The sequence below is a fragment of the Qipengyuania algicola genome, assembly GCF_042492175.1.
GTDB lineage: Bacteria > Pseudomonadota > Alphaproteobacteria > Sphingomonadales > Sphingomonadaceae > CAJXSN01.
Genome location: NZ_CP170453.1, coordinates 1,810,790 through 1,833,625 on the forward strand (window position 1 = coordinate 1,810,790; position 22,836 = coordinate 1,833,625).

6 protein-coding genes and 1 pseudogene are annotated in these 22,836 nt (G+C 64.8%); 2 read left to right on the top strand and 5 right to left on the bottom strand.

The window, feature by feature from the left end; translation table 11 throughout:
- Window positions 1-85: 85 nt before the first annotated feature.
- The 4 genes and pseudogenes from ACFCW2_RS08575 to ACFCW2_RS08590 form a co-directional block, all read right to left on the bottom strand.
- Window positions 86-3,952 (bottom strand): beta strand repeat-containing protein, encoded by a 3,867-nt coding sequence (locus ACFCW2_RS08575; RefSeq protein WP_379548951.1) that lies wholly within the window; start codon window positions 3,950-3,952, stop codon window positions 86-88.
- 87 nt (window positions 3,953-4,039) lie between these two features.
- A pseudogene (locus ACFCW2_RS08580) lies at window positions 4,040-4,903 on the bottom strand (hypothetical protein); the annotation flags it as partial.
- A 120-nt stretch (window positions 4,904-5,023) separates the two neighbouring features.
- Window positions 5,024-11,059 (bottom strand): beta strand repeat-containing protein, encoded by a 6,036-nt coding sequence (locus tag ACFCW2_RS08585; protein ID WP_379545674.1) that lies wholly within the window; start codon window positions 11,057-11,059, stop codon window positions 5,024-5,026.
- Window positions 11,060-11,768: 709 nt separating this feature from the next.
- On the bottom strand, window positions 11,769-16,802 hold the full coding sequence (locus ACFCW2_RS08590; protein ID WP_379545675.1) for a beta strand repeat-containing protein: 5,034 nt from the start codon (window positions 16,800-16,802) through the stop codon (window positions 11,769-11,771).
- Between the two features lie 222 nt (window positions 16,803-17,024).
- On the opposite strand from ACFCW2_RS08590, the gene ACFCW2_RS08595 reads away from it, so the two are divergent.
- Window positions 17,025-17,618 carry a hypothetical protein gene (locus ACFCW2_RS08595; protein ID WP_379545676.1) on the top strand — a complete coding sequence of 198 codons (594 nt, stop codon included), beginning with the start codon at window positions 17,025-17,027 and terminating at the stop codon, window positions 17,616-17,618.
- Between the two features lie 92 nt (window positions 17,619-17,710).
- Entirely contained in the window at window positions 17,711-18,499 is a 789-nt protein-coding gene (locus ACFCW2_RS08600; protein ID WP_379545677.1) for an SDR family oxidoreductase, read from the top strand.
- A 65-nt stretch (window positions 18,500-18,564) separates the two neighbouring features.
- On the opposite strand, the gene ACFCW2_RS08605 is transcribed toward ACFCW2_RS08600, so the two are convergent.
- Complete coding sequence (locus ACFCW2_RS08605; protein ID WP_379545678.1) at window positions 18,565-22,755, bottom strand: beta strand repeat-containing protein; 4,191 nt, start codon at window positions 22,753-22,755, stop codon at window positions 18,565-18,567.
- Window positions 22,756-22,836: the final 81 nt, after the last annotated feature.

The window sequence follows — 22,836 nt, forward strand, 5'->3', positions numbered from 1 at the left end:
ATTGGCAGGGGAGAGCTCGGAAAAACGGGGCGAGGAGGAGGGGAGCGAGCAACCTGTCGCCCGCGCCCCGTCCTCTATCTCTTCGTCAGAAGCCGAAGCCGACACCCACGCGGGCACCCCAGTCATCCCCGCCGGTGCTGCCGCTGATGCCTGCCGACAGGTAGATGCTTTCCGACAAGGCCCCGCTGATGCTGCCGGCAAAGCCTTGTTCCCCGGCATAGGTGGCCGCGTTGACCCACACGGACACGCTCTTGCCCGGAATGATCGGAGCATTGCCCATGGCCATCGCCGCCGCGATGCCGCCGGTCAGGCTCTCGTCCAGTTCCTCCAGCTGGAAACGGACATCGGCAAGGCCGTTCTCCAGCCCGACCACCCGGCCAGTCAGCGCATTGAACTGCGCATCGGTGACCGCCGCGATGTGATCGACTGACGATGCGACAGAATTCAGCGCGCTCATGCTCGCCGCCGCCTGACGGCCCAATGTGCCGGTGGCGTCGATAGTGACGACATCGACCGGCCCGACCTGCTGGTTGGTGCTGGCGTCGATGTCGGCAACCACGACGGAGGAACCCGCGCCCCCCAATGTGACCTGGTTGGACCGGGTGGAGGTTGCGCCTGCACCGATGGCGGTTGCATCGGTGAAGCCCGCCGTCGCTCCGTTACCTACTGCCGTGGAGCGGATGCCGGCGGCAATCGCGCCTTCGCCGACCGAGGTGGCGTCCGCATTCGTCGCACGCGCTCCGCGCCCGACGGCGGTCGAGCGGTTGGCGGTGGCCCGTGCGGCATTGCCGAACGCGCTGGCCCCGCCGCCCGCTGCATTGGCCCCGTTACCGACTGCTGCAGAGTTCTGACCTGATGCAGAGGAACCGCGCCCGAAGGCGGATGCACCGTCAGCACTTGCAGCACTTGCGAAACCAACGGCGGAGGATTCGATTCCGCTCGCACTTGTATCAGCACCCAGGGCCAGCGAGCCGGCACCTGTGGCCTGGGCACCGTCATTGCCTCCATCCGATCCGTCGCTGCCGATGGCAATCGCACCGGCAGCGCGAGCGTCACTGCGATTGCCGATGGCGATGGCATTTGCGATCGGAGCAAAACCGTCATTCTCCCCGGAAACATTCGCGTAAGAGCCAAGGGAAATCGAGCCTGCCCCAAGCGCACGGCTGTTAGCACCCACAGAAAGGGATGGATCGGTTGTAAAGAGCCGTGCGCCTAAAGAGGATGGTCTGACGTTGCTGGCTACCGCTCTTATTCCCAGCGCGATCGACCCGTCCGACTGGGCATCGGCAGATTGGCCAACTGCCAGCCCTGCTTCCCCTGATGCCCTGGAGAAAGTCCCGACGCTCGTACTGTTCAGCCCGGAAGCGATGACTCCCCTGCCGACCGCAATAGCATTGGTATTGGTCGCCTGCGCATCGGCGCCCAGTGCGGTGGAATTTTCCCCGCTCGCATTGGTATCTGTGCCAATCGCAATGGCTTCCAGGCCTCCCGCCTGCGCGCCGCCGGAACCTGCGTCTGTGCCGTCCCCGCCTATGGCAATCGATTGGCTTCCCCCGGCATTGGCTTCCCGACCGAGAGCAATCGCGTTCACTCCGCCGACATTGCTTCCGGCCCCTAGCGCCACGCTACCTTCGAAATCTGCCAACGCAAGATAGCCAAGTGCAACTGCATCCAATTGGGTCGCGTCGGCCGAATGGCCAACTGCGGTCGAATTGATCCCCGATGCATCCGAGGCGTTGCCAATTGCGACGCTGTTGGTGGCGGTCGCCTCAGCGGCGTTGGCAGAATTGGCACCCCCGCCGATGGCGAGCGAGTCCTCTCCGCTGGCATTTGCATAGGCTCCGACAGCCGTACTTTGGGAGGCAGTCGCTGCTGCGGAGCTGCCGATTGCGGTGGTCCAGATACCATTGGCATTCGCCGCCGCAATTGCGCCTCCAACCAAATTGTCGCCGCCCACAGCCAGCGCGCCCCTGCCATTGGCATTGGCGCCACTGCCAAGTGCTGTCGCGCCCTGTCCGTCGGCATCGGAATCTTCGCCAATAGCCACGCTCTCCAGACCGGCTGCGAGGGAATTCTCACCCAGCGCAGTGGCTGCCTCGCCGGTGGCCTGAGCGTTTTCGCCAACCGCCGTTGCGCCGTTCACTCCCGAAGCAATGGCCCCGATGCCAATGGCGGTTGCACTGCCGTCGCCGGTAGAAGAGCCAGCGCCGCATTCGAGGCCTGTGCTTTGTTCGCAAGCTGCGCCCGCTCCGAAAGGCGAGTCGATGAAGCCGGGGGACGCTGCGAAGCCGCCACTCCCCGAAAGGCTGCTGCTCGCCACCGTCGCCAGCCGCCCGTTCTGGTCAATAGTCAGCACAAAAGTACCCGCCGTCGGCGCGGCGAGGCCTGCGAGATTATAGGTCGCGCTGGTGTTGCCGATACTGACATTGTCCGACCCGGTGCTTGCGGCGCCAAACCCGATGGCGAGGCTGCGGGCGAAATTTGCCTGCGCTCCGTCACCGATGGCGGTGGTGCTGGTCTGCGCGGCGAGGGCCGCATTGCCGATGGCGGTTGCGCGGTTGCCGCTAGCTGTTGCTGCATGTCCGACAGCCACAGTATCGGCATTGCTCGCGGTGGAAGCTCGGCCGACCGTTGTGGCGCGATTGGCCGTCGCCCGCGCGGCCAGACCGAATGCCGACGCCCCGCCGCCGGTCGCTTGCGCGCCGCTGCCGACGACGGTGGTGTTCGCTCCGGTGGCCAGCGAATTACGACCAAAGGCGGAGGCTCTGAGAGCAGTCGCGCTGGATTGGAAACCAACGGCTGTGGCTTCTACGCCAGCCGCACCGACATTGGCCAAATGTCCGAAGACAGAACTGCTGGTTCCAGCCGCGACCGTATCCACGCCAACGGCCAGTGCATTTTCAGCCGTCGCTTCGGCACCTGCGACGCCCGTGTCCGCGCCATCACCACCGATTGCAATCGCGCCCGCGCCGGTGGCTTGAGTGGCCGTACCCAATGCGATGGAGTTGCCGCCATTGGCGGTGGTTGGCGTGCCCGTCGAACCACTTGCAGCAACAAGATTGTCGGAACTGCCAATTGCGATGTTGCCATTGGTTTGGCCGGCAGCATTCACCGTGGTGGCCTGCGCGCCATAAGCGATTGCGCCATTGCCGGCAGCATTGCTGAATGAACCTGTCGCAGTTGCGTAAAAGCCCGTGGCCTGGGCAAAATTCCCGGCGGCTGTCGCATTCAACCCGCTGGCAATGCTGAAGCCACCGGTTGCCGTACTTCCATTGCCTGTGGCTTGCGCAGAACGTCCGGTAGACGTGGAGCCAAGGGCGCTGGCCACGCTGTTCAAACCTGTGGCAGTGCTCTGAGTACCGGTGGCTGCAGAGTTAACCCCAGTAGCCGTCGCACCCGTGTTGCCGGCATTGCTGCTGACACCAGTGGCTGTGCTTGATCCGCTCAGAGCTTGGGCGAGCGCTCCGGTAGCTGTCGAGCCGCCCGCGGCTGCATTGCTGCCGACGCCAGTGGCCGTGCTTTGCACTCCTTGAGCTTGGGCGAGCGCCCCGGTGGCCGTCGAGTCCTGTTCAGCTGCATTGCTGTCGAAACCAGTGGCCGTGCTTTGTGCACCCAAAGCGTCAGCAAGCGCCCCGGTAGCTGTTGAGCTAACTGCAGCTGCATTGCTGTCGAAACCAGTGGCCGTGCTTTGTGCACCCAAAGCGTCAGCAAACGCCCCGGTAGCTGTTGAGCTATCTGCGGCCGCATTGCTGATACCACCAGTGGCCGTACTTGCTACGCCTTGGGCTTGAGCGAACGCCCCGGTAGCCGTCGCACCCGTGCTGCCGGCATTGCTGCTGAGACCAATGGCAGTGCTTTGTAAGTCCAGAGCCTGAGCGAATCCGCCGATGGCCGTTGCGTTTTCTCCGGCTGCATTGCTGTCGAAACCATTGGCCGTGCTGAATTCACCCAAAGCCTCAGCACTATGCCCGGTCGCTGTCGCTCCTGCTGCGCTACCCCTGCTCAAAGCACCGGTGGCTGTACTCTGATCGCCGCTAGCCTGAGCTCCATAACCGGATGCCGCCGCATCAACCCCCGAAGCTACACTATCTCCGCCTACGGCCACTGATTGGATCCCTGACGCTGATGCCAGCGACCCTATCCCGACTGATATGTCCCCTTGAGCCCATGCCGACCCTCCCAGCGCGACTGATGCGAAACCGGCGATGGTGGAATAACCCGCTGCGACTCCTTGATCTCCGGCAAACGAATCCCTGCCCAGAGCAGTCGAATTCGCTCCGGATGCCACCGCGTTGCTCCCTAACGCAGTCGCACCGTCTTGCCCTGCGTTCGCCTGCGCGCCAACTGCGGTTGTGTTGGTATTGAAAGCCTGAGCAAGCGCCCCGACCGCGGTGGCATTGCCAAATGAGCCAGTGTTGGAACCTGAGCCGCACTCAAGAGAATTGGTTCCCGTACCATTGATACATCCTGCGCCCGCACCTTGCGGGGCGTCGAAAATGACGCTGGGGGCATTGTCCAAAGTCATCTCTCGCCGCGCTTTAAGAGCCGCGATACTGCCGGTCGGACTGCTCCCCGCATAGGTCGAGAGCAATACAGGGCGCTGGGCAGCGGAAATCTGTTCGATGCCCAATGCGCTGGTGGCGCAATCCACTGCGCGAGCCTCGTCCGTCAGGGCCAGCAGCGTTGCCTCTGCGCTGGCAGCAGCAGGGCATTCGGCTTGCGATTCTTGGCCAGAGGCCGGGCTGGACGCGAGTGCGATGGACACAGCTGCGCTGGCCGCACCGATAAGCAGTTGAGTACGCATAATTATTTTTCTCCCGATGGGTTCCGAACCCAGGGAGAGACGTCTGCGACCCGGGGAAATCCTTGACGGCTCTCTCCGGTTGCGCGCGACGTTGGCCATTCATGCGCGTACTGTCAAAGCTGGTAACCAATTGAGGCGGTTAGGTCCCAGCTGCACCCTTGTAAGAAAAGGGGCGCAGCCGATTTCTCGGCCACGCCCCTTGTTCTGATCTCTAGCAGTTTAGAACCCGACCGCGAACCCGGCCTGCGCGACCACTTCACCGTCACCGCTGTTGCCGGCAACGCCTGCGCCAATGGCGAAGTTGTCGGTCAGGCGGCCAGTGATCGAGGCGGCATAGCCCTGCTGCCCGTTATAGGTCGCGATGTTGCCGCCGATGGTGAAGGTCTTGTCCGGCATCGCAATCGCGCTGCCCAGAGCCGCCGCCGCCGCGATCCCGCCGCTCATCCGCTGGTCCAGATCGTCGAGCCGGAAGTTGAGGTTCGAAATCCCCGCTTCCAGCGATCCGACCCGGCCCGTCAGCGCATTAAACTGCGCATCGGAGACTGCCGCAATGTGGTCGATTGACGCCGAGACAGAGTTGAGCTGGCTCATGCTGGCCGCCGCCTGCCGCCCCAGCGTGCCGGTGGCATCCACGGTCACCACATCGACCGGCCCGACCTGCTGCGCCGTGCTCGCGTCAATGTCGGCGACCACGACAGAGGAGTTGGCCCCGCCGAGAACCACCTGATTCGACCGCGTTGTTGCCGCCTGATGGCCGATTGCTGTCGAGTTGGTGAAGGCGGCCGTCGCGCCGTTGCCGATGGCAGTCGAGCGCGGAGCCGAGGCGTTCGCCTGATGGCCCAATGCCGTTGTGTCGGCATTCAGCGCCCGCGAACCGCGTCCCACGGCAGTGGACCTGTTGGATGAGGCGAGGGCGCCCGTGCCCACGGCTGCCGATCCTCCGCCTGCAGCAGTGGCTCCGTTGCCGAGCGCTGTTGCGTTGGTCCCGCTTGCGGTTGCAGTCCGACCGAATGCCGAAGCGCCGGACGCGCTTGCCTCGGAACCGAAGCCGACCGCTGTGGCTTCCACGCCGTCGGCGGTCACGAGGGAACTTTGCCCGGCTGCAAAGCTGCTGACACCCAGTGCTCCGGCGTTGAGCCCGATGGCAGTCGAGAAATTTGCTGTAGCGCTAGCATTCCGGCCTAAAGCCAGGCTGTCGGTTCCATCAGCGTTCGTGGACGAACCCAAAGCCATCGACCGCTCTCCCGTCGAGGACGCGTTGTTTCCGATGGCAATTGCGCCGGTGCCTGATGCGGCGGGCGGAGTGCTATTGCCGCTGCCAATGGCGATCGAGAAACTTCCGGTCGCCGAAGAATTGGCACCGATAGAGATTGCGCCGGTCGCGTCGGCGAGGCTGTTCCTGCCGACCGCAAGGGTATCGTTGCCCGACGCAACCGACGTGCTTCCGATGGCCATGGCGTAAGAGCCCGTCGCAGCGGCGGCGTCGATGCTACCACCGGACAGGATATCTCCACCCAGCGCGAGAGCACCGACACCATTGGCATTGGCTCCGCTACCCAGCGCAGTTGCGCCTTGCCCTGCTGCATCGGAATCTTCGCCGATTGCGACGCTCTCCGGACCGGCGGCAAGCGAGTTCTCACCAAGGGCAGTGGCTGCATCGCCCGTGGCCTGCGCATTTCGGCCGACGGCTGTTGCGCCGTTGATCCCCGATGCGGCGGCGTTGATCCCCAGCGCCGTTGCAAGACTGTCGCCGGTGGTCGAACCGCCGCCGCATTCCAGCCCCGAACTTTGCTCGCAAGCCGCGCCCGCCCCTTGCGGAGCGTTGGCGAATTGCGCCGAGCTGGAGAAATTGCCCGTGCCCGAAAGGCTCGCGCTGTCTACCGTTGCCAGCCGTCCATTCTGGTCGATGGTCAGCACGAAGGTGCCTGCGCTCGGTGCAGCGAGTCCCGCCAGATTGTACGTCGCGCTGGTATTGCCGATGCTGACATTGTCCGCCCCGGTGCTGACCGTGCCGAAACCGATGGCAAGGCTGCGGGCGAAGTTCGCCTGCGCTCCGTCACCAATGGCCGAGGAACTGGTCTGCGAGGCGACTGCCAGATTGCCGATGGCGGTTGCCCGCACACCCGCAGCGCTCGCCCTCTGGCCGACTGCAGTCGAGTCCGCACCCGCTGCCGAGGCAAGCCGCCCGACAGCCGTCGCGCGGTTGCCGCTCGCATCGGCCACCAGACCAAAGGCGCTGGCCCCGGTCCCCGCTGCATTGGCGCTGCTGCCCACCGCAGTGGAGCTGAGACCCGAGGCAATCGCGGCACGGCCAAAGGCTGCGGCGTTATCCGCATTCGCCTCTGCGCGAAAACCGACCGCAGTTGCCTGACTGCCACCGGCCTGCGTCACCGGACCCACCGCTGTTGCGTTGAGGCCGACCGAGGAGGCCGCTGCGCCGCCGCTATTGACCGACAGATAGATCGAGCCCGGCGTCACTCCGGCAATGGCGCTGTTGAGTTGGGTAACATTCACGGCATCGGTGCCGCCCGTACCAGCGGCCACATTGGTGATCCGCCGCTCGCTGCCGACCGCGCCGACCGAGACTGTGCTTGCTACGTCAGCCAGCGAGCCCTTGCCCAGAGCCACCGCGTTGGTGGCTGTGGCCATCGCTCCTTCGCCGAGGGCCGTCGCTCCATCATCGGAGGCCACGGCATCGATGCCGAGGGCGAGGGCATCGGGCGAGGTGGCCTGCGCGCCAAGAGTGTCGCCATCGTCGCCATCGCCGCCGATCGCGATCGTCTCGTTCACACCGGCATTGGCATTCTGGCCAAGCGCCAGCGAATTGATGCTGGGTGCGGTAGCATTCTCGCCGATGGCGATGGAACCGACATTGCCTGATTGCGCGTTCGCACCGATGGCAACACCGCCCAGCGCGATGGAGCTGACATCGGCATTGAAGCCGACTGCGACACCATTGGTGCCCGACGCGCCCGAAGCATATCCCAGCGCCGTCGCGCCGGTCCCCCTGGCACCGGCAGCCCAGCCCAGCGCCGTGGCATTGGCCTGTGTCGTTTCCGCATTGGTGCCGATGGCGACGCTGAAGTTCTGCTGCGCCGAAGACAGCGCGCCAATCGCGATAGAGTTGAAGCCCTGCGCCGAAGCCCGCTGGCCAAGAGCCAAGCTACCCTGCGTTGCGGCGACGGCCAGCTCGCCCAGAGCCGTCGCGCCGCTACCCGTGGCAAGGGCATCCGTCCCGATTGCCGTAGCGCCGAAGACGGTCGCTTGCGCGCCCAGTGCATCGGCATCCGTTCCGTCTCCGCCGATGGCGATGGACCGGTCGCCCGTGGCATCGGACTCGCTGCCGATGGCAATCGCGTTGCTACCGCTCGCATTCGCGCTGCCCATTCCGTCTGCGTCAAACAGCGGATCGCTTGCCCCGGCAACAGCAGAGTTTAGCTGCGCCAGATTGACCGCGTCTGTGCCCGCCGTGGCGGTGGCAACATTGACGATCCTCCGCTCGCTGCCGCTGCTGCCGACAGAGACGGTGTTGCTCTCGCTTGCGACCGAGTTGGAACCCAGAGCGACCGCGTCCGAAGCGGCAGCGACGACGCTGGATGCCGCGCCCACAGCCACTGAATTGGCTCCGGCGGCGCTGGCATTGTTGCCATAGGCCGAACTGGAAGCCCCGCCAGCGGAGCTGAACAGACCGGCCGCAGTGCCGGCAATACCGGCGGCGCTGCTCGATCCGCCTATCGCTACAGCGCTGTTGGCGCTCGCCGAACTGCCAACGCCCAGAGCGACGGCGAAAGCATCGCTCGCTGCCGCATCAGCGCCGATGGCGACAGCGCGAACACCTGTCGCCTGCGCTCCATCGGTATCGGCATCGACGCCGTCACCGCCAATCGAGACAGAGCCGTCAGCCGTTGCATCGGATAGCTGGCCCACGGCAATGGCACCTGCACCTGCTGCGCCGGAGGCCTGGCCCAAAGCGACCGAGCCGCTGCCGCCCGCGCTGGCATCCGCGCCGAAGGCCGACGAAGATATGCCCGCGGCGGTGGCGCTGTTGCCAACCGCTGATGCCGCAATGGCGGAGGAATTGGCGAGCACGCCAAAGGCCAGTGCGTTGTCTGCCGATGCGACTGCGCCAGCGCCAGAAGCGGTGGTGAAATTGCCGATGGCCTGCGATCCACTGCCCAGCGCCGTGCTGAAGGTACCGCTGGCAACGGCATCTGTGCCCAACGCAACGTTGCCATCGGAGGTCGCTTGGGCGCCGACCGTATCGGCATCGCCGCCGTCCCCGCCGATGGCGATCGAGGCGATGCCCGTGGCGTCTGCTTCCTCGCCCACGGCGATGGAATCGGCTCCCGTCGCATCCGCGCCGGCTCCGCCGAAATTGCTGGCAAAGTATGGGTCACCGGCAGCTGCAACAGCGGCGTTGAGCTGGGTCAGGTTGACCGCATCGGTGCCTGCCGTAGCTGTGGCAACATTGGTGATGCGGCGCTCGCTGCCCGATGCGCCGACCGACACGGTGTTGGCGTCGCCGGCGATGGATCCTGCGCCCAGAGCGACCGAATTGGTGGCCGCAGCGGCAATCGCTGCTCCTGCTCCCAGTGCCACTGCGTCTGCTTCACTCGCGCTCGCATCGGTGCCGATGGCGATGGCATCGGCGCCGCTGGCTTCTGCGCCGACGATATTGGCGTCCGCGCCTTCCGCGCCGATAGCAATCGAGCGCACACCCGTCGCCTGAGCGCGATATCCAAGTGCCGACGCGCTGGCTGCGGTAGCGTCGCTTTCGGTGCCGAGGGCCGTGGTTTCGGTCGAGGTCGAATTGCTTGAAAGGCCCAGCGCGACACTGCCGCCTCCGCTGGCCACGGCAGCGTTGCCGACAGCCAAGTCAGAATCTCCCGATGCCGCCGCGAAGAAGCCAAGCGCGGTCGAAGTCGCGCCAGTGGACTGCGCATTGAAGCCCACACTGGTCGCGCCGGCCTGTGTGGCATCCGAGTCCCCGCCAATGGAGGTCGCGAAAATGGCCGTTGCGTTGGCATTGCTGCCAAGAGCCGCGCTGGCCGAACCAGAGGCAGAGGAGCCACCCCCGATACTCACCGCTCCATTGCCCCCGGCATTGGCAACATTACCCACCGCAACCGTGCCGAAGGCTCCACCGACGGCCATGGTGCCGATCGCAACCGAATTGGATTGCTGAGCCTGAGCTACACTGCCGATCGCGACACCTGATTCGCCGGTTGCCGATGATCCAGCCCCGCCCGCAAAGGAAAACGCGCCCAATGCCGAAGTGCTGGCCCCGACCGCCGTTGCCCCGGTCCCGGTTGCGGAAGACGACGAACCGATGACGGTGGCCGTGTCGCCGGCCGAGGAAGCATCGCCCACAACGGTTGCCCGGTTCGCCGTGGCGCTGCTGCCCGCGCCGATGGAGACTGTTGCGGTAGAGCCTGCATTGGCGGCACGCCCGATGGCGATGCCGTCATTGAAACCGGCGCTGCTGCCTGTGCCCACCGCAACGCCGCTGGTTCCCGCTGCTTGCGAATCTGACCCGATGGCGAGCGCGTTGACGCCAGTGGCCGAAGCCCCCAAACCATTTCCATCACCGCCGTCACCGCCGATAGCGACGGATCCCGCACCGGAGGCCGTAGTCTGCGTGCCAACCGCGAGGGCGTTGTCAGCACTGGCGAGAGAGGCATAGCCAACCGCTACGGATTCGTTCTGAGTCGCGGACGATTGATTCCCCAGCGCCGTTGTCGAAGTGGCGATGGCGCGGCTGTCTTCACCGAAAGCGGCGCCACGTAAGCCGGTAGCCTGCGAACCCTCTCCGAAGGCACTGGATTGGTTGCCCGACGCGATGGCGTCCTCTCCCACAGCCGTTGCCTCGCCGCCCGTTGCTGTGGCGTTGATACCGATGGCCGTGTCTGTCGCATTGGTGGTCGAAGACCCGGTGCCGCATTCCAGGCCTGTGCTTTCTTCGCAGGTTGCTGTCGCACCCTGCGGCTCGTCAACCGGCGCGAATTCTTCTTGCCTTGCCGTAATATCTGCAGTGCCTGCAATCAGCGTAGTGGCGCCCACATCGCCCAACGTATCGGTAACGAGTGTGCTGCCGTCCTCGGCGCAGTCCTGCTCGCTATCCGGTGCGGTAGTGGTGAGGACCGCGTCTTGATCGGCGGTGCACTCGGCAGCTTGCGGATTAGCCTGCGCCGGTGCGGAAACCATGCTAAGAGCGAGTGCGGCGGAGGCAACGCCGCCCAGATAACGAGTACGCATACAGATATCCCCTGTGTCCAAACAGTTGGTTGTCGTTTGACAATGTTGTGGGACAGGCCTGTATGCGACCCGATTTTCTTCGGTATTTACCCGCCCCCTGGGGCACGATTTGCTCTCGCTAAACAGCCATGTCAATCAACCGGCAGCAAAAAAGTTGTCTCAAATCCAAGGGCTTGCCAATCTCGCCAGTTTGCGACGATTTGGCGTTGAGCTGATTACCACTGCAAAAAATTTCAGTGGCAAGAGATGGTTGCAATCATAGATTGTTCGCAAATCGAAGCGGCTTTGCTTTCCGAACTGAATCTGGTAAATCTCATACTGCAAAACTGGAACGAGGTCGGTTTCTTATAAGAAGCCTCACAGTATTGCGGGTCGCCCTGCGGAAGGGAGAACCGATGATGACCGAAGAGAATACTCCAAACGACGATGTGACAATTAACTACGGCAGCGGCGCTTGCACAAAGTCCGGGTGCAGCTGCACCGCCTATGTGGCACCCGGAACTTCGCGCGGCGGCTGCAAGACATGCACCCATCGGCAGAGCTGGCACAAATAATTCCACCTATGGATGCTCGGTGAAAGCCGAAAGCAAGGACGCGGAGTTGGTCAGAAGCACTTCCGACTAACTCCGCCAAATCCATTTCGTGGACCTTGCTGCGGGGTGCCGGTGATAGATACCGGCACCCGCGCCCTACGCTCTATGCCCAGCGCCTAGAACCCGAAGGTTGCAGACACCGTGCCGCCCACGCGGCCATCACCCGTGCTGCCGCTGACGCCTGCGGAGACGTAGGTCTTCTCGGCCACCTTGCCGGTCAGCGATCCGGCAAAGGCGTGCTCTCCGCCATAGGTTGCAGCCGCTACCGTCATCGAGATGCCGGAGTCGGGTACGATCTTGCCCTGACCCATCGCCATCGCCGCCGCGATCCCGCCGCTGGTGCTCTGGTCCAGCTCGTCGAGCCGGAAATTGACGTTGGCAAGGCCAGCCTCCAGCCCGCCGACGCGCCCGGTTAGCGCACTGAACTGCGCATCGGTGACAGCGGAGATGTGGTCGATCGATGCGGTGACAGAGTTGAGCTGGCTCACGCTCGCCGCAGCCTGCCGTCCCAAGGTGCCGGTGGCGTCAATGGTGACGACATCGACCGGGCCGACCTGCTGCGCCGTGCTCGCATCGATATCCGCCACCACGACGGAGGAGTTGGCTCCGCCGAGGACCACCTGATTGGACCGGGTAGTCGCCGCCTGATGGCCGATCGCAGTCGAATTGGCGAAGGCCGCCGTCGCGCCGTTGCCGATGGCGGTGCTTCGGGGGCCAGAGGCCACGGCTTGCTGGCCCACCGCCGTTGCATCCGCGTTGGTGGCGCGGGCGGCCCTTCCGACAGCGGTCGACCGGTTGGCACTGGCCCGCGCAGCGTTACCGAACGCACTGGCGCCGCCGCCCGATGCCGACGCACCATTGCCGACAGCTGCAGAGTTCAGCCCCGACGCTGTTGCAGCGCGGCCAAAGGCCGATGCACCATCCGCTGAGGCAACGCTGCGGAAGCCGACGGCCGATGCATCTGCGCCGGTCGCCGAGGTTCTGGCACCTACTGCCAGTGCATTGGACTGGGTGGATTCCGCATCCGAACCAAACGCAATCGCTGCTGTTCCGGAGGCAATCGCGCCGGTCATATCGCCATCACCATCAGCCCCGATGGCCATGGCATTGGCCTGCGTAGCCTGCGAATAGGCCCCGATGGCCAGCGTATCCTGTGCGGATGCGGTTGCCCCGAGACCCGGCGTGTCCAGCCGTTCAAGACCACCAATGGCGATGGAGCGAACGCCTGTTGCTGCGACCCGGCTCCCCAGAGCGGTGGCTCCGTCGGCGGTGGCGCCAGACGCGTCTCCGACCACTGTTGAAAAGGCCCCCGTGGCCGCTGACCCTTCGCCGATGGCAATCGAGTCCTCGCCCGCGGCAGTGGTAGAGCGACCGATCGCCAAGGCGTCTCTGCCTGTGGCCATCGAACCTTGACCGAGCACGATTGCGCTTGAACCGGAGGCGTCTGCCCCTGCACCTATCGCGATGGATTGAAAGCCTGCCGTTGCCTTTGCACCGGCACCAAGCGCGATGGAACCGATCACAGTCGCCTCGCTATTGGTACCGATGGCGGTCGCGTCGGTCGCGGTTCCAGTGGTGGATCCGGCACCGCATTCCAGCGTTCCCGAGCCCGCCCCGGTGACACACGCGGCACCCGCACCCAGCGGTGCACTGGCCAGCTGCGATGCATCCAGCGAACCGACGCCAGAGAGGCTTGCGCTGTCGACAGTGGCCAGTCGGCCGTTCTGGTCGATGGTCAGCACAAAAGTGCCCGTCGAAGGCGCGGCCAGGCCCGCCAGATTATACGTCGCATTGGTGTTGCCGATGGAGACATTGTCTGCCCCCGTGCTGGCTGCGCCAAAGCCGATGGCCAGACTGCGGGCGAAGTTTGCATTGGCCCCGTCCCCCACGGCGGTCGTGCTGGTTTGCGAGGCGACGGCAAGGTTGCCGATGGCGGTCGACCGGATGCCGCTCGCGTCCGTACGGTGGCCGAGAGCGGTCGAATCGGCGCCTCCCGCGCTAGCCAGGCGGCCTGCGGCGGTGGAGCGATTGCCGATAGCCTTCGATGATTGGCCAAAGGCGCTTGCCCCGATGCCGCTGGCATTCGCGCTGCTGCCCACAGCGGTTGCATTGTCCGCCCCGGCATCGGCGGCACGGCCAAAGGCCGACGAGCGAAGCGCGCCCGCACTGGCGCGGAAGCCGACAGCTGTGGACTCGTCACCGGTGGCATCGGTGACCGGGCCGAGCGAGGTGGAATCAACCCCCACCGCCGCAGCCGCGGTCGCCGCGCTGTTGACCGCCAGATAGACCGACCCGCCGCCCGACAACCCGCCAATCGCTGCATTGAGCTGATCGAGATTGACCGCATCGGTGCCGGCAGTCGCCTGCGCGACATTCACGAGGCGGCGTTCGTTTCCGGCACTGCCGAAGGAGACGGTGTTCGCAATGTTGGCTACGGATTCCGTCCCGATCGCGACAGAGTTGGTTGCCGTGGCCAATGAATCCGCTCCAAGAGCAATAGCGTCGGTAGCGGTTGCAGAGGCTCCAATGGCTGACCCATCCGGACCGTCTCCGCCGATCGCAACCGAACGCACGCCATTGGCTCTCGCATTGGCGCCCAAGGCGGTGGAGTAGGCTTGCGAAGCGCCTGCCTCGAAGCCAACGGCAGTTGCGAAATCCCCTGCACCGCCTGCTGAAGAGAAATACCCAATGCTGACTGCGCCTTGGCCGAAGGCGCGCGCTAGCGGTCCGATCCCCACGGAAATACTGCCTGGACTGGTAGAGGATTGTCCGATGGCGACGCTGCTAGGTCCTGCTGCATTGGCAGATTCACCAAGTGCTATGCCATTGGATCCCGATGCGGTCGGCAATGCACCGGACGAATTGACCAGCAGATAGGGATTGCCTGCCCCGGCAACCGCCGCGTTAAGCTGGCCGAGATTGACCGCATCAGTGGTATCCACCGCATCCGCAACATTGACAAGGCGCCGCTCATTGCCGGAACTGCCGAAGGAGACGGTGTTCGATTCCGAGGCGACCGAGGACGCACCCAGTGCAACCGCATCGGTGATATTTGAGTTTACGCGCGCAGACACTCCGATTGCAATCGAACTCGAGGCCCCCGGACCTACGCTAGTATTCATGCCGAGGCCAATACCAGCGCTAGCGCGCACGACCGAAAAACTCCCGAGCGCAAGCGCCCCATTCCCTCGGGCCTGAGTCCTGTCTCCAAGCGCAATCGCTTGAAAGTTCTCGGCAAACGAATACAATCCGATGGCAATTGCTTCTTCGCCGATCGAAATTGCTCCAACGCCTAGCGAGACAGCCCATGCTTTGGTCGCCGTCGCATCAGCGCCGATGGCGATGGCGCGCGAGCCGGTCGCCTGTGCGCCCCCGGTATTGGTGTCGAAATCGTCCGCACCAATGGCGATTGCACCCAGCTGGGTGGCGTTGGCATCATTGCCGATTGCGACTGAGAGCGAACCAGTCGAGTTAGCAGTCCCGGCACCTTCAGCCGAAAAGAGGGGGTCGCTGGCTCCTCCGACCGCCGCGTTGAGCTGGTCGAGATTGACTGCATCGGTCCCCGAGGTAGCCTGCGCAACATTAACGATTCGTCGCTCGCTGCCCGACGAACCGACCGAGATGGTGTTCGATTCCGAGGCCACCGAGGCTGCACCCAGCGCAACGGCGTCGGTGACACTTGCGTTCACCACCGCCTGCGAGCCGATGGCTGCCGAGCGGGTCGCGCCCGAATTGATGACGGTGGACGAGCCGAGCGCCAGTCCGCGCACCGCCTGGTTGGACGCGGCAAAGCCGAGGCTCGAGCCGTAGTCACCCGAAGCGGTCGCATTGCCGCCCAGAGCCACCGCGCCTCCCGACGTTGCAGAAGCGGCAATGCCTACGGCGACGGTATCGAATGTCTGGGTGAGGGCACCGCGGCCGATCGCAACGCTGTTGTTGCCGGCGGCGCCTGCATCGGTGCCGATGGCAATGGCGCGGAAACCTCCGGCCTGCGCTCCGAGCGTGTCGACGTCGCCGTCATCGGCGCCAATTGCGATACTGCCGATATTGTTCGCTGTTGCCTCTTCGCCGATGGCGATGGCGTCATCGCTGGAAGCGTTCGCCGCGCCGCCGGTGCTGTTCACATCGACATAGGGATCGCTCGCTCCGCTGACCGCTGCATTGAGCTGTGCGACATTGACCGCATCGGTATTGGCCGTGCCGGTCGCGACATTGACGATCCGGCGCTCGCTGCCCGATGAACCGACGGAGATAGTGTCCGACTCGCCAGCCACAGACGAGGAGCCGAGTGCCACGGCGTTGAAGGCGTTGTCACTGACGGTCGCTCCCGCCCCCAGTGCGACGGAATTGGTTGCGCCGATGCCGACCGAGGAAACCTCGCCGATGGCCACAGCGCCGGGGGATGTGACCGAAGCCCTGAAACCCTGTGAGATGGCGCGTGTTTCCGTGCTGCTCGCCTCGCGGCCAACGGCAATGCTTTCCTGTCCCGAAGCCAGCGAATCCGTGCCAATCGCAATCGCGTCGCTGCCAGTGGCATTGGCACCCAGATCACTTGCATCGGTGGCATCCACACCGATGGCGATGGCTCGAAGACCGGTGGATTCAGCGCGCGTACCCAGTGCTACGCCGCCCAGAGCAGTGGCCCGGGCGTAAGCACCCACAGCGGTTCCCTCGGAAGAAAGGGTGACCGATCCTGCTCCCAGGGAAGTAGAATTGTCACCGAATGCCGATGCCGTGTTGCCCAGAGCCGTTGCACTTGGCCCCGTGGCCGCGGAATTCACGCCGATTGCGGTAGCGCCATTTGCTCCGCCCGTGGCCGATGCGGTGCCGCATTCCAGCGAGTCCGAGCCGGTTCCCGCGACACAGGCGGCGCCGGTGCCCTGTGGCTGTTCTTCGCGGCCGGTCAGATCCGGCGCGGTGATTGTGTCGATGGACAAGGGCAGGGCGGCGTCATTTGCGCCGGTTTGCGCGCCAGTATCTTCCGGGCCCTCTTCCTCGCAGTCACTCTGCGCCAGCGGATCGAGGCTCGCAGTCTCGTCCGCCGCTGCTGTATCGGCGTCCAGTGTGCATTCGGCAGCGCTCGCCGGTGCCGATGCCAATGCCATGACGATGGCGGTTCCCGCCGCGCCCGCAAGATAGAAATTCCGCATGATATGTCCCCTTTTCAGTTGCGATCGAAGGGGCGGGAAGTGTGCTTTCCCGATTGTCCGCCCCCACAGAAGTCCGATGACTCCACGCCATGGTCGCAGGCGCAAGGGAAAAGGTTCATTCTGCTCTGTCGCAGCACACAATGCGGGCGCAGCCAGGCACTTGGCATTGGCGGGGATGTCTGCGAGTGACGGTGGTCAGGGTCGGGAATTTGAGGGGCTGCTGTGGGTCAGACGGAATTCTTCACCTATCTCTCCTCCTTCGTCATCATCGTTCTGGCGGTGGCGATTGCCGACCTGATCAACAGTCTTCACCGGCTGATCCGCGCCCGAAAACGGGTGACGTGGCATCCCTTGCCTTTGATGATGGCGCTCCTCGCAACGATAGCCGTGATCTCGGAGTTTTTCTCATTGTGGTGGGAATTCGACGTCACCGATATCACCATGATGGAGCTTCTTGGCGTCCTTTCGGTGCCGGGCCTGCTGGCTCTGTTTGCCTATTCCGTGCTGCCCGATGAAGTGCCGCCAGAAGGGCTCGATCTGTGGACCTTCTACATGGAGGAACGGCGCGTTCTGTGCGCGTTGCTGGGCCTTGCCTTCGTGTGCGACATGGTCCGCGCGGCGCAGGGGGCGGTGGATGATAATGTGCCTGCTAGCGAAATTGTTTGGTATTTCCTTCTGTTGACCCCCGCCTTCTTCATTCCGCTGCTGCTGATCAGCTTTACGAAAAAGCCCCTGTGGCAATGGATCGGGGTGCTCGGCCTGCTGGCGGTGAACGGCCAGTCGCTGCTGTTCTGGGAATTATCGGTCGAGAGCTAGGCGCGAGCGGGCTGGCGCGGTCCCTCTATTTGCGAGGGGCGGGGCGGTGCAGGGCCAGCTAGTCTGCGTGCAAAAATGCACAGGAGGCAGGCATGGATTTACGAATTTCCGGGCGCAAGGCGCTGGTCAATGGCGGCAGTGCCGGCATGGGGCGGGGCGCTGTGCTGGCGCTGGCTCGCGAAGGGGTAGAGGTGTTCGTCTCGGCGCGCGGGGAGGACCGGCTGCTTGCGACGTGCAAGGAGATCGCGGAGGCCACCGGTGCAAAAGTGCACCCGGTCGTCGCCGATCACAGCAGCGATGCCGGGCGCGAGACCATTCTGGCCGCCTGTCCCGATCCCGACATTCTGGTCGCGACCTGCGCCCCGCCGCCTTTCACACAGGATTTCCGCGATGTGCCGCAGGAGGAAATGGAGCGTGCACTGAACACCGCGCTGCTCAGCCCGATTGCCTACATCAAGGCGGTGATCGATCCGATGATTGCGCGGCGCTGGGGGCGGATCGTCAATATCAGCACCGGCGCGGCGAAATATCCCGCGGCCATGCGCGTGCTCTCCGGCCCGCCGCGCGCTGCCCTGTCAAACTATTGCACCGCGATTGCGAAGGAGGTGGCGCAGCACAATGTCACGATCAATTCGGTGCTGCCCGGCATGCATCTGACGCCGGGAATAGAGGATGTTTTCGGCCCGCGCGCGAAGGCCAGCGGGCGCAGCTATGACGAGGAGATCGACGCTTTTGTCAAAGCCATCCGCCTGCCCGCAGGCCGCTTTGGCAATGCGGAGGATTTCGGCGCGATGGTAACGACCCTGTGCAGCGAGATGGCCAATTACATCACCGGCCAGTCCATCGTAATCGATGGCGGGGTGGGGAATTCCACTTTCTGAGGGTGGGGCGGGGCGCTGGCCGGATCAAACCGGCCCGCGCCCCGCCCAAAACATCCGGCTTTCGATCAGAATCCGAAAGCGACGCCGACTTGCCCGCCAACCCGGTCATCGCCCGTGCTGCCGGTGATGCCAGCCGAGACCAGCACCGAATCCGATACCCGCCCGGTCAGCGATCCGGCAAAGGCATGCTCGCCGCCATAGGTCGCCGCGTTCATCGATACAGAGATCGACTTGCCCGGCACGCTCATCGCGCTGCCCAGCGCCATGGCAGCGGCAATTCCGCCGCTGGTGCTTTCATCCAGCTCGTCGAGCCGGAAATTGACGTTGGACAGCCCCGCTTCCAGCCCGCCGACCCGGTTGGTCAGCGCACTGAACTGCGCATCGGTGACCGCCGAGATATGGTCGATGGAGGTCTGCACGCTGCGCAACTGACCAGTGGTCGCCACGGCCTGCCGCCCCAAAGTGCCGGTGGCGTCCACGGTCACGACGTCAACAGGGCCGACCTGCTGCGCGGTGCTCGCATCGATATCGGCGACGACTACGGAGGACCCGGCACCGCCAAGCATGACTTGATTGCCGGCCGTCGTGGTTGCGCCCGATCCGATGGCGGTGGAATCGGTGAATCCCGCCGCCGCGCCATTGCCGACCGCCGTCGATCGCAGTCCGGTGGCCGACGATGCGTGCCCCACTGCGGTTGCATCGGCCGCGCTCGCCACGGATAGCCGTCCCACGGCGGTTGCCCGGTTCGCACCTGCATTCGCCGCCAGACCAAGCGCGCTCGCCCCGCCACCTGTGGCGCGGGCACCGCTGCCCACAGCGGTCGCGTTCACGCCGCCCGCAACAGCGGCCCGGCCAAAGGCGCTGGCGCTGGTATTGGTGGCTTCGGCGCGGAAGCCCGATGCGGTCGATTCCTGACCACTGGCGACCGAGCGCGGGCCGAGCGCCGAGGCATCCGTCGCCGTCGCCATCGCCGGAGCGGCGGTGCTGTTGACCGCGACATAGGGCGTGCCGGGGGTAATGCCGGCAATGGCAGCGTTGAGCTGGCCGACATTAACCGCGTCCGTGCCGCTGATCCCTGTCGCAAGATGGACAAGGCGGCGTTCCGATCCGCTCGCCCCGATGGAAACAGTGTTGGCTGCGTTCGCGACAGAGTTGGCCCCCAGCGCCACAGAACCGTCGGCCAAAGCCTGGCTCGAATTGCCGATGGCAATGGCGCCGACACCATCGGAAATCGCTCCGGGAATGCCGTTGCTCCCTCCACCGATGGCAATGCCGTTTTGCTGGAGAGCGCTGGCGGAGAAGGTTTCGTTGGCTGAACCCCCAATGGCGATGGAATTCGAACCCGCCGCCTGCGCCCGTGCGCCCAGAGCGGTCGAGGTCGTGCCCGCTGCGTTCGCGCTGCGTCCTGCGGCAAGGGCGTTGGCACCGGATTGCGCAAGGTGCCCGACAGCGGTCCCTGCACTCCCTGTATTTGCGACGGCACCCCAGCCAATCGCCGTCGCCTGCACCGTAGCCGTCGCATCGGCCCCGATGGCGGTGGCCTGAGGCCCGGTTGTGTTTGCGCCGAGCTGGTCGCCATCGAGAGAATCCGATCCCAGGGCAACCGAGCCGAGGAAGTTGGCTTTGGCGCCCGACCCGATGGCAATGGCCTGCTCGCCGTCGGCCTCGGTAGCGGTGCCGATGGCAATCGAATTGATGCCCGTCGCGCTTGCGACCCCGACAACCGAATTCACTTCGTAATAGGCAAGGTCGCCCGCAATCGCATCGAGCTGCCCGACCGTTGCCGCGTCGCTGGCATCGACCCCGTTCGCGACATTGACGATACGGCGGGTGATGGCGGGCGTGTCATCGGAGGTGTCGCCCGGCGTGCCGTTATCGTCGAAGGCGCGCCCGACGGAGACGGTGAAACCCTGGTCGGCAACGGAATCCGCACCCAAGGCAACGGCGCGGTTCGCCGATGCTATGCTGGCGTTCCCGATGGCGATGGCGAAGTCTCCCGCCGCGTTCGCTCCCGGCGCGGAGTTGCCGCCGCCGCCCAGAGCCACCGAAAATATGCCACTAGCAACCGGCCCGGTGCCATCGACAATGCCTGCGCCAATGGCAGTGGACCCGCCGCCTGTGGCCTGCGCCCTTGCGCCAACCGATGTGGCCGAACCGGTGCCTGCAACCGCGTTGAAACCGAATGCGCTGCTGCTTGTCCCGGTTACCGAGACGCCGGCACCGACCCCCGTCGCATCCGCGGTGAGAGCGATCCCGCCATCACCGATCACGACCGTGTTCGCGCCGAGGATCTGGACGCCGCGTCCAAGCCCGATGGCACCGGTGCCGTTGATCTTGGCCTCGGTCCCGATGGCGATGGCGTCTTCGCCGGTGGCTTCGGTCCCGGCGAACTCGCCGCCGGTTTCGACATCAGCACCGATAGCGATAGCGCGCGCGGAATTCGACTTCGAGCGGAACCCGACTGCCAGCGACTGGGTCTGCGTGGCAGAAGCGGCGATACCCATGCTCATGGCGCGTTCGCCCGAAGCGATGCCGCGGACCGATATGGACTGAGATCCTGTCGCTTCGGCGAGAGTGCCGATAGCTACTCCGCCATTCTGCGCCACGGTGTTTGTACCAAGCGCTATGGAATCCGTGGTTTCAGCAGTCGCATCGGCACCGATCGCGATAGAACGCGTCTGCAGCGCCTGCGCTCCGAGCGTATCGGCGTCGCTGCCATCTACTCCGATCGCGATGCCCTGGTTTTGAGAAAGAGCGGCGCTGCCCAAAGCGATGCCGCTGATTGCATTGGACCCTTTGCCGATGGCCAGACCATTGTCGGTTCCCGACCCATCGCCAATTGCGATCCCGCCGGCAAACCCGGACGCTGCGCCGCGGCCCAGCGCGATGCTTGCTTCGCCGCTGGCGAGGGAGTCGGTGCCCAGAGCAATTGCCGATGACCCATCCGCTATCGCGCCGAGGAATCCGTCGTCACCACCGTCGACCCCGATGGCAATCGACCGGTCCGCATTGGACTCCGAGAAGAAGCCGATAGCGATACCGCGCAAGGCTGTGCTGTCGACCGCACCGTGGATCGCCACGGATCTCTCCGCCGCCGCATCCGCCCCGGAACCAACCGCGACCGCCCCTCCGCCAACAGCATCGGCGAGCGAACCGACCGCAACGGAACTGGAGCCTTCTGCATTGGCTCCGTAACCCAGTGCTGTGGTGTTGGCGCTGACCGCCGTTGCATCCGCACCGAGCGCCACTGACTGTTGCCCGGTGGCCTGGGCGCCCAATGTGTCAGCATCGAAGCTGTCGCCACCGATGGCGATGGAATCCGTGCTTGTGGCATCGGCCTCTTGGCCAAGCGCGATCGCTTCAATCCCGGTCGCATCCGCATTCAGGCCGATGGCGATAGAGACATCACCGGCACCGTTCGCATTGTTGCCGATGGCGATGCCGTCGGTGCCGGAGACGGTGTTGGCGCTGGCATTCGCACCGACCACGACCGCCCCGCTGCCCGCTGCATTCGCGCTGGCACCAACGGCCACGGCGTTCTCAGCCGTCGCAAGGGAGCCTGCCCCGAAAGCACTGGAGGTTTGCGCGTTTGCTTGCGCCAATTGACCAAAGGCACTCGATGAAATGCCCGAGGCGACGGATCCGCTGCCGAAAGCGCTTGCGTTCGATCCCGCCAGCGCGCCGCCGCCAACGGCTGTTGCCTGATCCTGCAAGGCATCGGCGGAAAATCCGATGGCCACCGCTGTGATGCCGTTGGCAATCGACTCGCCCCCCAGCGCAATTGCCCCCGTAGAACTCGCCGAAGCGATGCCGCCGATGGCAATAGCATCCAGTCCCAGCGCCTCGTTTTCGTACCCCAGCGCAATAGCTCGGAAACCCTGCGCGAACGGTCCGACACCGTCGCCGCTGCCGTTACCGTCGTCCGATCCGATGGCTATCGCTCCCGTGCCGTCGGTGTTGGCCGCATAGCCGATCGCGAGCGACGCAACGCCCGTGGCCGACGTGTTGGCCCCCAGCGCATGGGCGAAGATGTCGTTCGCCTGAGCGTTCACACCGCAGGCCAGGCGCAGGTCTCCGTCGGAAGAATTGGCGCCGCCATCGTCGTCTGTTCCGGCGGTCGCTGTGCCATCGTTGTTGCGATCGAGCAGACAGTCTTCCGCCTGCGCTTCGGCGGGTAGAAGAAGGACGGTTGCAGCAAACATTGAAGCAGTGCCGGCCAGCATTGTGGCCCGGGCGGAAATCGTACGCGGTATCATAGCTATCCCCTTGAGTCGCAAGGAGGAGAACTTGCTCGCATCGGCGCGGCCTGTCATACCCCATATGGGGAAAGGGGCCGG